This is a genomic window from Streptomyces glaucus, from assembly GCF_039533365.1.
Classification (GTDB): Bacteria; Actinomycetota; Actinomycetes; order Streptomycetales; family Streptomycetaceae; genus Streptomyces; species Streptomyces glaucus.
Genome location: NZ_BAAATK010000040.1, coordinates 14,221 through 28,336, shown reverse-complemented (window position 1 = coordinate 28,336; position 14,116 = coordinate 14,221). Strand labels below are relative to the sequence as shown.

Below are 14,116 nucleotides of genomic sequence, written 5' to 3'. Positions count from 1 at the left end.
CCGGCGGGGCGCGGGCGGCGGGAGGCGCTCGCCCGCGCCGGCGGGTGGTCCGGGGCGGGCTACGGCTTGCTGAGGGTCGGGAGCGTCTTCGCCCGCTCCGGCTCGGCCGGCGTCGGGACGGGGCCCGCCGGTTCCGGCCGGGCGCGGTCCGGGGGCGCCTCGGCCGGCTCCGGCGCGGGCCGCGCGGACTCCGGGACGGTCTCCCCGTCCGCCGGTGTGGTGCGCGGCGGGAGCAGGTCCAGCACCGCCTGCCGGTGGGCGTCGCCGGTCGCGTCGTCGTAGGGGTCCGGGGTGGCCGGGACCTGCAGGCGGTGGACCGGGCCCGTGCCCAGGCGGGCGTAACCGCGGCCGGGCGGGACGTGGGCGACCGGCGTCGTGTGCGGGGGCGCGCCCAGCACGGCCTCCAGCTGGTCCGCCGTCGCGGGGCCGAGCACGACCCGCGCGCGCGTGTACTGCCGTACGGCCTCGCCGAGGCCCTCCACGCCGTCCAGCTGGTCGGCCACGACCACCGTCACGTTCGCCGCGCGGCCGTGCCGCAGCGGGATCTGGAGCAGGGACTGCGGGTCCTTGCGGCCGTCCGCGGCGGCCACGTGGGTGAACGCGGTGGGGCGGTCCAGCAGGAGCCACAGGGGCCGCTTGGCGTCGTCCGGCGGCGGATGGCCGGCCTGGCGGGCACGGTTGACCGCGATCAGCCGGCGTTCGGTCTCGGTGGCCGCCCACTCCAGGCTCGCCAGCGCCCCCGCCAGCCCGCACTCGACGGCCAGGACGCCGTCACGGCCGGTCAGGCAGGCGTACTCGCCGGTGCCGCCGCCGTCGACGACGACCACGTCGCCGTGGCGCAGGGCCTGCAGGGCGATCGAGCGCAGCAGGGTCGAGGTGCCGCTGCCCGGCTGGCCCAGGACCAGCAGGTGGGGCTCGGTGGAGCGGGGACCCGTGCGCCAGACGACCGGCGGCGCGTCGCGCCGCTCCGCGCCGTGGGCGAGGGGCAGGGTGCGGTGGACCGCGGTGGGGTCGGTGAAGCCGAGGACCGTCTCGCCGGGCGCGGTGACGAAGCGCTGGGCGGCGATGTCGGTGGGCAGCGGCGCGAGGACGGTGAGGGTGAGCTGGTTGCCCTCCTCGTCCCAGGCGAAGTGGTATTCGCGGCCGCGGCCGGACTTCACGGTGAGCAGGTGCTCGATCCGGGCACGGGCCTCGGCCTCGCCGTCGGTGAAGTACGCGGGGTAGCGGACCACCAGACGGGTGACGCGGCCGCCGTCGTCGAACTCGTACTCGGGGAAGGCCTTCTCCCACGCCCCGCCGTGCGCGTACAGCGGCGCCGGGTCCTCGGCGGCCGAGAAGTACGGCACCAGGGCCTCGTACAGCGACCTCAGGCGCTCGGCCTGCGACGCGTCCGGGCCGCCGGACGCGGACGGGGCGCGGTCCCGGCCCTGCCGGGCCGCCGCCGCCATCAGGGTGATGACGGCGAGCAGCGGGCCGTAGGGCACGAGCGCCACGGCCAGGACCACCGCGGCCGCCAGGAACAGCAGCGTTCCGCGCCTGTCCTTGGGGGTGGCGGCCCACTTGCGCCGTCCGGCGGACGCCAGCCGGCGCAGGCCGCGGGCGATGACGATGAGCGGCTGGAGGACGTCGGTGGCGCTGTCGGCCGCCGTCCGGGCCAGCTCCCGGCTCCGGGCGAGCTGCGCGCTGCCGTTGCTCAGAATGCGGGGGAGGGGGCGCCGGGCCACTGCTGTCTCCTGGGGGTGCGTGCGGGGAGGGGGCGGGCGGCCGTCAGAACGTGATGCCGCCGATGAGGCTCGCCAGGCTCTCGCCGCCCGCCTTGATGCTCGGGGCGATGGCCGTGCTCGCCAGGTAGAAGCCGAACAGGGCGGAGATCAGCGCGTGCGACGCCTTCAGCCCGTCCTTGCGGAAGAAGATGAAGACGACGATGCCGAGCAGGACCACGCCTGAGATGGAGAGGATCATGCGAGTTCTCCTGGTTCGCGGGGACAGTCACCATGGGTGCTTCCAGGCTCACAGGATGTATCTGTACGACTAAAGGCGCAAACGGGGGAAAACGGATATGTCACTCTGGGTGACGGAGCGGTCCCCGCTCCGTCCGGGCCGGACTTCCGTGCCGGGCCCGATCCGTGATGATCTTTGCCTCCGGCGCATCCGGGCATGTGCCGCGCGAGCCAGTACCCTGGCGATTCACCCGTACGGACGCGCCGCTCGCGGCCGTACGCCCCTTCCGTCCCCGTTCGTGTGCGCAGTGAAAGGCGGTCCGGCCGATGAGCGAAGTCCCCGACCCCGAGGTCGTGGAGCTGGCGACCAAGATCTTCGATCTCGCCCGGCAGGGGCGGACCGAGGAACTCGTGGCCTACGTCGACGCGGGCGTTCCGGCCAACCTCACCAACGACCGCGGCGACTCCCTCGTCATGCTCGCCGCCTACCACGGCCACGCCGACGCGGTGCGCGCCCTGCTGGCCCGCGGCGCCGAGGCCGACCGCGTCAACGACCGGGGCCAGACCCCCCTCGCGGGGGCGGTCTTCAAGGGCGAGACGGAAGTGGTCGAGGCCCTCGTGGAGGGCGGCGCGGACCCGTCCGCGGGCACGCCGTCGGCCGTCGACACGGCCCGCATGTTCGGCCGGACGCACCTGCTCGAACTCTTCGGCGAGCGGTGACCCCACGGCGGTGACCGGCGAAGACGCGGAAGACGGGGGAGGCGGTACCGGGCCGCCGGAATTTCGGTCGCGGCGGGTGTGACCGCCGGGCCATCATGACGTCGTGGTTCACGGACGTGATGGCTGGGCAGGTGTTGCCGCACCGCGCGGACCGTGACGCGGTCCGCACGGGCCACCGACGAGAGGCAGAGGAAGATGGTCTACAGCGAGCAGGAAACGGCGGGCGCCCCGACGTGCTGTCACGCGGCCAGGTAAGGCACGTCCCCGGTTGCGTCGACGCTTGATGTGAGGCTGTTTCCCATGTTCGATCCGGTCATAGCGCCCAGCGGTACGCTGCTCGGCCTGCTCCAGCGGGGCCGCGGCGACGGCACGCTGCACGCGCTCACCGCCCCGCGCGCCGACGCGCTCGCGGCGCTGAACCACTGTGTGCTGCGCGACCCCCGCCACGACTGGCAGGTGGAGAACCGCTCCCTCTACTACGCCCGCCTCTACCTCGACCTGAACGGCGAACTGGACGCGATCGAGGCCCACCTCCTCGACCCCGAGGACGCCCTGGACACCGACGAGTCGCGCACCGGGCTCGCCCTCGCCGTCCTCGGCCACCTCGCCTCCTACGGCAGGCGGGACGCGCTCCACCTGCTGCGCAGGTATGCCGCCCACGGCTCCAACTGGGCCTGGGCCCTCGACGAACTCGCCCTCCGGGACGACGACGCGGGCCTGCGCGCCCTCGCCGTGCCGGTCCTGGCCCGCTTCGCCACCGACGCCGAGGGCGAGGCCGAGCTGGCCGCCGCCGTACGCGACGCCTTCGAACCGCGGCCCTGGCGGCTGTGGGCCGAGGATCCGCGCGCGTCCGTCGCCGCGCGCGTGCGCGCCGCCCAGGAGGCCGGCTGCTTCGACCGCTGGCAGCGGCAGCTGCGGCCCACCGGCCCACGGCCGGACTGGAGCGTGCGGGCCGTCCTCGAATGGGCCCGGCAGGGCGCCGACCGCGGCGCCGCGCTGCACGTGCCGGCGGCCCGCTGTCTGACGGCCGTGGCGGGCCCCGAGGACCGGCCCGAGATCGTGGCCGCCGCCCGGGACGGCGCCGACGGGGCCCGCTGCGCCGCCCTGCGCTACCTCGCCGACAGCGACGATCCCGACGCCCTCGACCTGATCGAGGGCGCGGTGGTCACCGGTTCGGCGACGGTCGTGGAGGCCGCCGTCGACGCCTTCGAACGCATGCGCGGTCCCATCGCCGTCGACCGGGCGCGCGGCTGGGCGCACCGGCCCGACGCGCTGGGCGCCGCCGCCGGGCGGGTGCTCGCCTGCCGCGGCGGAACCCGGGACCGCGACCTGGTCCTCGCCGCGCTGCGGGAGGCGGTACGGGGCGAGGGGCCCGACGCGCCGACCCTGTGGACCCTCGTCGACGGCGCCGGACGGCTCGGCATCGGCTGCGCCGCCCCCGTGCTGCGCCACGTCTACCGCGAGACCGCCTCCTCCCACCTGCGCGGCCGGGCCGCCCGCGCCCTCGCCGCCACCGACCCCTCCTTCCCCGCCGGCTTCGCCGTCGAGTGCCTCTGGGACTGCGAGGAGTCCACCCGCGAACTCGCCGCCCGGCACGCCGAGACCGGTGACGCCCGCGTCGTCGAGCGACTGCGCCGGCTCGCCGCCGACCCGGCCGAGGAGGCCGAGGTCCAGACGGCCGTGCGCAGCCGGATCGGACCGGACGCGCCCGCGGCCTGACCCCCCGGGCACGGACAAGACCCCGGGCGGACGCGCGCCCGGCCGGTGAACGGGAGCCGGCCCGCGGGTCAGGCGGACATGGACGCCGCCTGACCCGCCCGGGCACGGAGCGCAACGCTCATGGGACGTTCCTCGCCCGGAAAGATCCACGTTGACGCGGCCACGTCCGGTACGGCGACAACACCCGTATGCGTGTCGTCATCGTGACCGAATCCTTTCCCCCCGATGTGAACGGCGTGGCCCACTGCGCGCTCCAGACCGCCCGGCACCTCGTCGATCGCGGTCACGCCCCCGTCGTCGTCGCCCCCGCCCCCGCCCCCGGGCACCGGCCCGCCGCCTTCGCGCCGTGCCCCGTCGTCCACGTCCCCTCCCTCCCGCTGCCCGGCTACCCCCAGGTCCGCGTCGCACTCCCCAGCCGGCGCCTGGCCGCCGCGCTCCTGGAGCACCGCCCCGACGTGGTCCACCTGGCCGGCCCCTTCGTCCTCGGCGTCCGCGGCATGGCGGCCGCCGCCCGGCTCGGCGTCCCCGCCGTGGCCGTCTACCAGACCGACCTGGCCGGCTACGCCCGCACCTACATGGGCGCGGGCGAGACGGCGGCCTGGCGGCGCATCCGGTCCGTGCACTCCGCCGCCGACCTCACCCTGGCCCCGTCCACCGCGGCCCTGCGCGACCTGGAGGCGCACGGGGTGCCCCGGGTCAGGCTGTGGCCGCGCGGCGTGGACACCGAACGGTTCCGGCCGGACCACCGCGACCAGGCGCTGCGCCGCGAACTCGCCCCGGACGGCGAGCTGATCGTCGGCTACGTCGGACGGCTCGCCCCCGAGAAGCAGGTCGAGCTGCTGGCCGGCGCCTGCGGCCTGGAGGGCGTACGGGTCGTGGTCGTCGGCGACGGGCCCAGCCGGCCGGGCCTGGAGCAGGCGCTGCCGGGCGCCGTCTTCCTGGGCCGCCGCACCGGCCACGACCTGGCCCGGATCTTCGCCTCCCTGGACGTCTTCGTGCACACCGGCCCCTTCGAGACCTTCTGCCAGACCGTGCAGGAGGCCATGGCCAGCGGCGTGCCGGTCGTCGCGCCCGCCGCGGGCGGCCCGCTGGACCTGGTCGCCCACGGGCGCACCGGCCTGCTGGTCCCGCCGCGCGACGCGGGAGCCGTACGGGACGCGGTGCGGACCCTGGCCGCCGACGCCGGGCTGCGGACCGCGTTCGGGGCCGCCGCCCGCGCCGCCGTCGCCGCACGCACCTGGGCGGCCGTCGGCGACCGGCTGATCGGGCACTACGACGACGTGCTCGCCGCGCGCCGGGCGGTGGTGGCGGCATGAGCGCCTCGCTGCGGATCGTACGGCTCGCCAACTTCGTCGCGCCCGCCTCCGGCGGCCTGCGCACCGCGCTGCGCGAACTGGGCAAGGGCTTCAGGGCGGCCGGACACGAACCCGTCCTCGTCGTGCCCGGCGAACGCGCGAGCGACCGGGAGACCGAACAGGGACGGGTGATCACCCTGCCGGGGCCGCTGCTGCCCGGCACCGGCGGCTACCGCGTCCTGACCGACCGGCGGCGCCTGGCCCGCCTCCTGGAGGAGCTGGAGCCCGACCGGCTGGAGGTGTCCGACCGCACGACGCTGCGCTGGACCGGCAAGTGGGCCCGGCGCGCCCGGGTGCCCGCCGTGATGGTCTCCCACGAGACCGCCGACGGCGTGCTGCGCACCTGGGGCCTGCCCGAGGCGGCGGCCCGGCGCGCCGCCGACGCGCTCAACACCCGCACCGCCCACACGTACGCGCGGGTGGTGTGCACCACGGAGTTCGCCGAGCGGGAGTTCGTGCGGATCGGGGCGCGCAACGTCGTGCGGGCCCCGCTCGGCGTCGACCTCGTCGAGCGGCACCCGGCGCTGCGGGACGCGGGGCTGCGGGCCCGGTACGCGCGCGGGGACGAGACGCTGCTGGTGATGTGCTCCCGGCTGTCCGTGGAGAAACGGCCCGGCACGGCGCTGGACGCGCTGGAGGCGCTGCGTCGGCGGGGCCGGCGGGCGGTGCTGGTGGTGGCCGGGGACGGGCCGCTGCGGCCGCGGCTGGAGCAGCGGGCCCGGGAGCGCGGCCTGCCGGTCACCTTCCTCGGGCACGTCTGCGGCCGCGGTGAGCTGGGCGCGCTGCAGGCGTCGGCCGACGTGGCCCTGGCGCCGGGCCCCGCCGAGACGTTCGGGCTGGCCGCGCTGGAGGCGATGGCGTGCGGCACGCCGGTCGTGGCCAGCGCCTCCTCCGCGCTGCCCGAGGTGATCGGCTCCGCCGGCGCCGTGGCGGCGGACCACGGGGAGGCCTTCGCGGACGCCGTGGACATGCTGCTGGAGAGCCCGGAGACCGACCGGCGGGAGGCCGCCCGCGCGCGTGCGGAGTGCTTCGGCTGGGGGACGGCGGTCGCGGCCTTCCTCACGGCGCACGACGCGACGGTCCCGGCCCGTCCCTTCGCGCCCGGGAGCACCGGATGAGGGCCCTGCGGTTCGCCGCCCTCGGCGACTCGCTGACCGAGGGCGTGGGCGACCCCGTCGGCGACGGGTGGCGCGGGTGGGCCGCGCTGCTCGCCCCGGCCCTCGCCGAGCGGCCCGTGGAGTTCACCAACCTGGCGGTCGGCGGGGCGCAGACGCGGGACGTGCGGGAGCGGCAGCTGCCCGCCGCGCTGGCGCTGCGGCCCGACGTCGCGTCCGTCGTCGTCGGCGTCAACGACACGCTGCGCCGCACCTTCGACATCCACGCGGTGGCCGCACGGCTGGACGAGGTGTACGCGGCCCTCGCCCGGCGGGACGCGGTGCTGCTCACGGCGTGCCTGCCCGACCCCGGCGCGATGCTCGGGCTGCCGGGGGCGCTGGCCGGTCCGCTGGCCCGGCGGCAACGGGCCGTCAACACCGTGGTGCACGCGCTGTCCGACCGGTACGGGGCCCTGCACCTGCACGCCTGCGCGGGCGACTGGATCACCGACCGCGCCCTGTGGAGCGCGGACCGGCTGCACCCCGGCGAACGGGGACACCGGCAGCTGGCCGTGCGCTTCCACGCCCTGCTGGCCGAGCACGGCGTCGCGACCGGGGCCGCGCCCTCGCCCGAGCCGGAGTTCCCCCCGCCCACCCGCGCGGCACGCCTGCGGTGGCTGGCCACCGCGGGCACCGGCTGGGTGGCCCGGCGCTGCACCGACCTGCTGCCGCAGCTGCTGAGACTGGCCGCCGACGAACTCGGCCACCGCGCGCGGGGGACGAGCGCCCGGCTCGACCTGCGGGCGTCGGCCGCGGTGGCGGCGGCGCTCGCGGCGCTGCCGGCGGGGGAGCGGCAGGACGCGACCCGGGCCGCGTAGCCGGGGCCGCGGCCGCCGGGGCGCCGGTGTCCCGGGGCGGGGGAGCGGAACGCGGCGCCGTACGGCGCGTCAGCGGCGCCGTACGGCCACGAAGCGGACCGGGGTGCCCGGGACGGCCTGGGCGGCGGCCGGGAGGTCGGCCGCGCGGACCACCGCGATCACCGGGTAGCCCCCGGTGGTCGGATGGTCGGCCAGGAAGACGACCGGCCTGCCGTCGGGCGGCACCTGGACCGCCCCCAGCACCATGCCCTCGCTGGGGAGCTCGCCCGGAACGGCACGCTCCAGGGCGGGCCCCTCCATGCGCAGCCCGATGCGGTTGCTCGCGGCGGACACCCGGTACGGGCGCGAGGTGAACGCCCGCACGGCCCGCGGCGTGAACCAGTCGTCGCGCGGGCCCGGCGCCACCCGCAGCACCAGCTCGGCCGGGGGCGCCGGCTGCGGAGCCACGTCCACGCGCCCGGGGACCCCGCGGACCCTGCCCAGCGGCAGCACCGAGCCGTCCGTGAGCGGCGGCGGGCCGAGGCCGGACAGCAGATCGGTGGAGCGGCTGCCGAGCACCGGCTCGACCGCGATGCCGCCGGAGACGGCCACGTAGCTGCGCACCCCGGACACGGCCGCCCCGACCTCCAGGAGCGCCCCGGCGGGCACGCGCACCGGCGCGCCCCACGGCGCCGGGCGGCCGTCCACCGCAACCGGGCAGGGGGCGCCCGCGACCGCCGCGGTGACCGTCGAACGGGGCCGCAGGGCGCAGCCGTCCAGCGTGGTCTCCAGGACGGCCGCCCCGGGCGGGTTGCCGACCAGCCGGTTGACGAGCGCGGCGGCGGGGGCGTCGAGCGCGCCGGAGCGGGGGACGCCGAGGTGCGCGTGGCCGGGCCGCCCCCGGTCCTGCACGGTGGTCAGGGCCCCGGCCCGGACGACGCGGAGCGCGCGGTCCGTCATGCCGCACCCGCCGTCCCCACCGGCCCGGCCGGTTCCGGGGACGCGGCCGGGCCGGTGGGTTCCGGGGACGCGGCCGGCCCCGTGGGGACGAAGCGCACGCGCGTGCCCGGCGACAGCAGCGCGGCCGGCACGCGCGCGTGGTCCCACAGCACGGCGTCCGTGGTGCCGATCAGCTGCCAGCCGCCGGGCGACGAGCGGGGGTACACCCCGGTGTACGGGCCCGCCAGCGCCACCGAACCGGCCGGAACGGCCGTGCGCGGGGTGGCCCGGCGCGGGACGTCGTAGCGCGGCGGCAGGCCGGTCAGGTAGCCGAAACCGGGCGCGAACCCGCAGAAGGCGACGCGGAACCCGGTGCCCGCGTGGATCCGGGCGACCTCCTCGGGGGAGACGCCCCAGTGCGCGGCCACCTCGGCCAGGTCGGGGCCGTCGTAGCGCACCGGGATCTCGACCGCCTCCCCCGCGCGCGGGGGCACGGGCGGGATCCGCCAGGCGGTCAGTTCGGCTGCCAGGCGATCCGGGTCGTCGAGGCCGTCGAGCAGGACCGTACGGGCCGCGGGGACGATCTCGCGGGCCGTCAGCGCGCCCTGCGCGCGGCGGCGCACCAGCTCCGCGTGGAGCGCCTGCGCCTCGTCGCCCGAGGCCACCTCCACCAGCAGGGCGGCGTCGCCGGCCGGCAGGACCCTCATGCGAACGCCTCCACCCGCACACCGGCCGCCTCCAGCCGCTCGCGTACCCGGCGGGCCAGCTCCACCGCGCCGGGCGTGTCGCCGTGCAGGCACAGCGAGCGCGCGCGGACCTCGATGCGGGTCCCCGAGTGCGCGGTGACCGCGCCGGAGCGGGCCAGCTCCACCGAGCGCTCCACGACGGCCTCCGGGTCGGTGATCACCGCGCCCTCCCGGCCGCGCGGCACGAGCGTGCCCCGGTCGGTGTACGCGCGGTCCGCGAACGCCTCCGTGACCGCCGGCAGACCGGCCTTCGCGGCCAGCTCCAGCAGGCGCGAGCCGGGCAGGCCGAGCACGGGCAGCGCGCCGCCGGCGAGGCGCACGCCGTCGACGACCGCGGCGGCCTGCTCCTCGTCGTGCACGACGCGGTTGTAGAGCGCGCCGTGCGGCTTGACGTACGCCACCCGGGTCCCGGCGGCGCGCGCGAACACCTCCAGGGCGCCGATCTGGTACGCGACCTCGGCCGCCAGCTCGGCGGGCGGCACGTCCATCGCGCGCCGCCCGAACCCGGCCAGGTCCCGGTAGGAGACCTGGGCGCCGATCGTCACGCCCCGCCCGGCCGCCAGCTCGCACACCCGCCGCATGATGGCCGGGTCCCCGGCGTGGAAGCCGCAGGCCACGTTGGCGCTGGTGACGACGGACAGCAGCCGCTCGTCGTCGGTGAGCCGCCAGCGGCCGAAGCCCTCGCCGAGGTCGGCGTTCAGATCGATGGAGGTCATGAGTCCTTGATAACTCCGGTCCAGGCCACGCGGTACTGCTCGTCGCGGGCGTCGGTGAGGAACATGTGCCCCGGCGCGTGGGTGATCGCGAAGGGCGGGCGGGAGGCCGTGACGGCGGCCTGCGGGGTCACTCCGCAGGCCCAGAACACCGGGATGTCGTCCGGGCCGGCCGTCACGGGGTCGCCCAAGTCGGGGCGGCCGAGGTCGTCGATGCCGAGCACCGAGGGGTCGCCGCGGTGCACGGGGCCGCCGTGCACCGCCGGCAGCAGGCTGGTCTCCCGGACCGCCGCCGACAGGTGCTCCGGCGGCACCGGGCGCATGGAGACCACCATCGGCCCGTGCAGCCGCCCGGCCGGGCGGCACCGGCGGCTGGTGACGTACATCGGGACGTTGCGGCCCTGCTCGACGTGGCGGATCGGGACGCCCGCGCGGGTGAGCGCCCACTCGAAGGTGAAGCTGCAGCCGATCAGGAACGACACCAGGTCGTCCCGCCAGTGCGCGCGCACGTCCGTCGGCTCGGCCACCAGCTCGCCGTCCCGCCACACCCGGTAGCGCGGCAGATCGGTGCGCAGGTCCGCGCCGTCCGCGAGGACCGTGGTCCAGGACCCGGCGTCCGTCACGTCCAGCACCGGGCAGGGCTTGGGGTTGCGGGTGCAGAACAGCAGCATGTCGTAGGCCCGGTCGGCGGGCACCGGGATCAGGTTGGCCTGGGTGCGGCCCGCCGCGACCCCGGCCGTGGGGCGTGTGAGGCCCGCCCGGAAGCGGGCGCGCGCGGTCTGCGGGCTCCACGCGTGCGCCTGCTCGTCGACGGGGGCCGGCGGGCGGTCTAGGGGGTGCGGGAAGTTCACGCCAGCTCCTTCCCGCGCGTCTCCGGCAGTCCCAGCAGCGCCAGCGCCGCGAGGCCGTAGCCGATCGCGCCGAAGACCAGCGCGCCGCCCACGCCCCAGCTGTCCGCCAGGAAACCGACCGTCGTGGGGAACACCGCCCCCACCGCGCGCCCGGCGTTGTAGGTGAAGCCCTGCCCGGTGCCGCGCACCGCGGTCGGGTACAGCTCGCTCAGGTAGGAGCCGAAGCCGCTGAAGATGGCCGACATGCAGAACCCGAGGGGGAAACCGAGCACCAGGATCAGGGTGTCGGCGCCGCTCGGGATGTCGGCGTACGCCACGATGCAGATCGCCGACAGCAGCGCGAACAGCCAGATGTTGCGCCGCCGGCCCAGCCGGTCGGTGAGGTAGCCGCCGGTCAGGTAGCCGGTGAAGGCGCCCGAGATCAGGAACGCCAGGTAGCCGCCGGTGCCGACGACCGACAGGTCCCGCTCGGTCTTCAGGTACGTCGGCACCCAGGTGGCCAGCGTGTAGTAGCCGCCCTGGACGCCGGTGGACAGCAGCGTCGCGAAGACCGTGGTGCGCAGCAGGCCGGGCCGGAAGACCGCGGTGAACGAGCCCTTGCCGGCGCCCTGCTCCAGCGCGGCGGCCGCCTTGGGCGCGTCGTGCACGCTGCGCCGCACCCAGACGACGAGCAGCGCGGGCAGCGCACCGGTCCAGAACATGATCCGCCAGGCCAGGTCGTCGTCGGCCACCGAGAACACCAGCGTGTACACGAGGACGGCGAGTGCCCAGCCCACGGCCCAGGAGCTCTGGATCGCGCCCAGTGTGCGGCCCCGGTGCTTCGCGCTCGCGTACTCGGCGACCAGGATCGCGCCGACCGCCCACTCGCCGCCGAACCCGAGGCCCTGGAGGGCGCGGAAGACCAGCAGCGTCTCGTAGTCGGGCGCGAACCCGCAGGCCACCGTGAACACCGCGTACGTGACCACGGTGACCAGCAGCGCCTTCACCCGGCCGATCCGGTCGGCCAGCACGCCCGCGAGGGCGCCGCCGATCGCGGAGACCACCAGCGTGACCGTGGTGAACAGCCCGGTCTGGCCGCTGTTCAGGCCGAAGTACGCGGACAGCGCGACCATGCTCAGCGGCAGCGTGAAGTAGTCGTACGAGTCCAGGGCGTAGCCGCCGAACGCGCCGGCGAAGGCGCGGCGGCCGCGCGGGCCGAGGGCGCGCAGCCAGCCCGGCGCCCCGTCGCCGGCGGCGTGTCCGGCCGCCGGGGGGTGCGCTTCGGCGGCCGGGGCCCGCGGGGGAGGAGTCGTGCTCATGGGCACCTCGCAGAGGGGGGACGGAGGGTGCGTGAGGGGTGAGCCGTGCCGTGCGGAAGCCGTCGGCGCCGCGGTGCGGGAAGCGGCACCTTGCGGAGCACCGTAGAGGATCGTTCAACGATCCCTCAATACCCATGTTGTTTCGTTCTTGTTCCCTGCGATTGAATTCCGGCATGGCAGAGCAGCTGACGTCACTCGCCGGCGACCGGGCCCTCCTCGGACGCACCAGTACCGCCGAACGGGTCTCCGACATCCTCCGGAGCCGGATCTCCGAGGGGTTCTTCCCGCCGGGGACACGGCTGTCGGAGGACGGCATCGGCGGGGCGCTCGGCGTCTCTCGCAACACGCTGCGCGAGGCGTTCCGGCTGCTCACGCACGAACGCCTGCTCGTCCACGAGCTGAACCGGGGCGTCTTCGTCCGGGTCCTGACCGTCGGGGACGTCGAGGACATCTACCGCACCCGCGCCCTCGTCGAGTGCGCGGTCGTCCGGGGACTCGGCGCGCCCCCCTACGACCTCGCCGCGCTCCGCGAAGCCGTCGAGGAGGGGCGGCGGGCGGCCCGCGAAGGGGACTGGAAAGCGGTGGGCACGGCCAACATCCACTTCCACCGGGAGCTGGTGGCCCTCGCCGGCAGCGAGCGCACGGACGAGCTGATGCGCAGCGTCTTCGCCGAACTGCGCCTCGCCTTCCACGTCGTGGACGAACCGCGCCGCCTGCACGAGCCGTACATCGCCCGCAACCAGGAGATCCTCCAGGCCCTGCGGACCGGGGACCGGGCCGGGGCCGAGCGGCTGCTCTCGGTCTACCTCGACGACTCCCTGAAGGAGATCGTGGAGGTCTACCGCAGGAGGGTCGGCGAGGAGGGCTAGTGCTCTGACCGGGAAGGTTCGCCGGTTCGGATGCCTTACAGGTTGTTCGCATAGAAGCTGGTGAGTCGTTCGACGGCGGCGTCGACGTATGCGGGTTCGTCGTACATCTCGTAGTGGCCGGCGTCGTCGATCACCATGAGGTCGACGGGGTTGGGGGCCAGCTTCCACAGCTGCATGCCGGTGTTGTAGGAGCCGGTGTTGCCGATGCGTCCGGCGAGGATGACCTGCAGGGGCTGGGTCATGAGCTGATCGGCCAGGTGGAACGCGTCGTAGCCCAGCAGGAGGGAGTCGCTGCGCAGGAGGCGCCGGTTCGTGGAGTGTTCGTTGCCGCCGCGCTCGGTGCGGTAGTAGGTGATGGCCTGAGTGGTGTCGATGTCGGTCAGGCCCGCTGCTGCGGCGTCCTCGAGGGTGTCGGGCAGCCAGTTCACGCGGGTCGTCTCGCCGGAGCGGGCCTCCTCGGTCCGTGCGTCCGCGAGGGCGTCGAGTGCTGCGGCCGGACCGTCGGGGGAGAAGCTGCGGAACGCGTGGCCGATGTTGACGGGGACGACCGTGCCGACCGCCTTGATGCGGTGGTCCGTGCGGGCGGTGTGCACGGCGTAGCCGCCACCGGCGCAGATGCCGAGGACGCCGATGCGCTGCGGGTCGATGCCGGGGGTCGTGGTGAGCGCGTCGATGGCGTAGGAGATGTCCTCACCGCGGCGGTAGGGGTCTTCGAGGTCGCGTGGCTCGCCCTGGCTCTGGCCCTGGTGGGCGGGGTCGAGAACAAGGGCGGCGATGCCGTGGGCGGCGAGACGGGAGGCGTAGTTGGCGCCGATCTGCTCCTTGACGCTGCTGCCTGGGGTGGAGAGCACCACGGCGGGCAGCGGTGCGCTGCTGTCGGCGTTGTCGGGCAGGTGGAGGTTGGCGGCGAGGTTGATGGGACCGCGCGGGATCGTGAGGTGCTGAAGCATGCCTGGCTTCCTTCGTGAGATTGTTGTTCCATAGGAGTCCAGTACAAAACAATATCTTGTACGAT

At 75.9% G+C, this 14,116-nt stretch carries 14 protein-coding genes; 6 read left to right on the top strand and 8 right to left on the bottom strand.

Annotated elements, in window-relative coordinates:
• Positions 1–59 precede the first annotated feature (59 nt).
• On the bottom strand, positions 60–1,724 hold the full coding sequence (locus ABD363_RS24690) for a hypothetical protein (protein WP_344607235.1): 1,665 nt from the start codon (positions 1,722–1,724) through the stop codon (positions 60–62).
• A 43-nt stretch (positions 1,725–1,767) separates the two neighbouring features.
• On the bottom strand, positions 1,768–1,962 hold the full coding sequence (locus ABD363_RS24685; RefSeq protein ID WP_344607233.1) for a hypothetical protein: 195 nt from the start codon (positions 1,960–1,962) through the stop codon (positions 1,768–1,770).
• Positions 1,963–2,267: 305 nt separating this feature from the next.
• On the opposite strand from ABD363_RS24685, the gene ABD363_RS24680 reads away from it, so the two are divergent.
• From ABD363_RS24680 to ABD363_RS24660, 5 genes are all read left to right on the top strand, one after another.
• A complete protein-coding gene (locus ABD363_RS24680) occupies positions 2,268–2,660 on the top strand; it encodes an ankyrin repeat domain-containing protein (RefSeq protein ID WP_344607231.1) in 393 nt (130 codons plus the stop codon).
• Between the two features lie 300 nt (positions 2,661–2,960).
• Positions 2,961–4,379 (top strand): HEAT repeat domain-containing protein, encoded by a 1,419-nt coding sequence (locus tag ABD363_RS24675; protein WP_344607229.1) that lies wholly within the window; start codon positions 2,961–2,963, stop codon positions 4,377–4,379.
• Positions 4,380–4,567: 188 nt separating this feature from the next.
• The gene (locus ABD363_RS24670) at positions 4,568–5,695 is read left to right on the top strand and encodes a glycosyltransferase family 4 protein (RefSeq protein ID WP_344607227.1); all 1,128 of its coding nucleotides are present in this window, start codon (positions 4,568–4,570) and stop codon (positions 5,693–5,695) included.
• Positions 5,692–6,852, top strand: a complete 1,161-nt coding sequence (locus tag ABD363_RS24665; protein ID WP_344607225.1) for a glycosyltransferase — start codon at positions 5,692–5,694, stop codon at positions 6,850–6,852. The genes ABD363_RS24670 and ABD363_RS24665 overlap by 4 nt, the downstream gene beginning before the upstream one ends.
• Positions 6,849–7,706, top strand: coding sequence for an SGNH/GDSL hydrolase family protein (locus ABD363_RS24660; RefSeq protein WP_344607223.1), 858 nt, complete (start codon positions 6,849–6,851; stop codon positions 7,704–7,706). The genes ABD363_RS24665 and ABD363_RS24660 overlap by 4 nt, the downstream gene beginning before the upstream one ends.
• Positions 7,707–7,775: 69 nt before the next feature.
• Here the strand turns inward: ABD363_RS24660 and ABD363_RS24655 are convergent, their stop codons facing one another.
• From ABD363_RS24655 to ABD363_RS24635, 5 genes are read right to left on the bottom strand one after another with little or no spacing between them, the layout of a single operon-like run.
• Positions 7,776–8,645, bottom strand: coding sequence for a 5-oxoprolinase subunit C family protein (locus ABD363_RS24655; RefSeq protein ID WP_344607221.1), 870 nt, complete (start codon positions 8,643–8,645; stop codon positions 7,776–7,778).
• Positions 8,642–9,331 carry a 5-oxoprolinase subunit B family protein gene (locus ABD363_RS24650; protein WP_344607219.1) on the bottom strand — a complete coding sequence of 230 codons (690 nt, stop codon included), beginning with the start codon at positions 9,329–9,331 and terminating at the stop codon, positions 8,642–8,644. Before ABD363_RS24650 ends, ABD363_RS24655 begins: the two co-directional genes overlap by 4 nt.
• A complete protein-coding gene (locus ABD363_RS24645; RefSeq protein ID WP_344607217.1) occupies positions 9,328–10,086 on the bottom strand; it encodes a LamB/YcsF family protein in 759 nt (252 codons plus the stop codon). The genes ABD363_RS24650 and ABD363_RS24645 overlap by 4 nt, the downstream gene beginning before the upstream one ends.
• Positions 10,083–10,934: a putative hydro-lyase gene (locus tag ABD363_RS24640; protein ID WP_344607215.1), complete on the bottom strand. Its 852-nt coding sequence runs from the start codon at positions 10,932–10,934 to the stop codon at positions 10,083–10,085. Before ABD363_RS24640 ends, ABD363_RS24645 begins: the two co-directional genes overlap by 4 nt.
• Positions 10,931–12,232 carry an MFS transporter gene (locus ABD363_RS24635; RefSeq protein ID WP_344607213.1) on the bottom strand — a complete coding sequence of 434 codons (1,302 nt, stop codon included), beginning with the start codon at positions 12,230–12,232 and terminating at the stop codon, positions 10,931–10,933. Before ABD363_RS24635 ends, ABD363_RS24640 begins: the two co-directional genes overlap by 4 nt.
• 173 nt (positions 12,233–12,405) lie before the next feature.
• Here ABD363_RS24635 and ABD363_RS24630 point away from each other — a divergent pair, with 173 nt between their 5' ends.
• Positions 12,406–13,101, top strand: a complete 696-nt coding sequence (locus ABD363_RS24630) for a GntR family transcriptional regulator (RefSeq protein WP_344607211.1) — start codon at positions 12,406–12,408, stop codon at positions 13,099–13,101.
• A 35-nt stretch (positions 13,102–13,136) separates the two neighbouring features.
• On the opposite strand, the gene ABD363_RS24625 is transcribed toward ABD363_RS24630, so the two are convergent.
• On the bottom strand, positions 13,137–14,072 hold the full coding sequence (locus ABD363_RS24625) for an alpha/beta hydrolase (RefSeq protein ID WP_344607301.1): 936 nt from the start codon (positions 14,070–14,072) through the stop codon (positions 13,137–13,139).
• Positions 14,073–14,116: the final 44 nt, after the last annotated feature.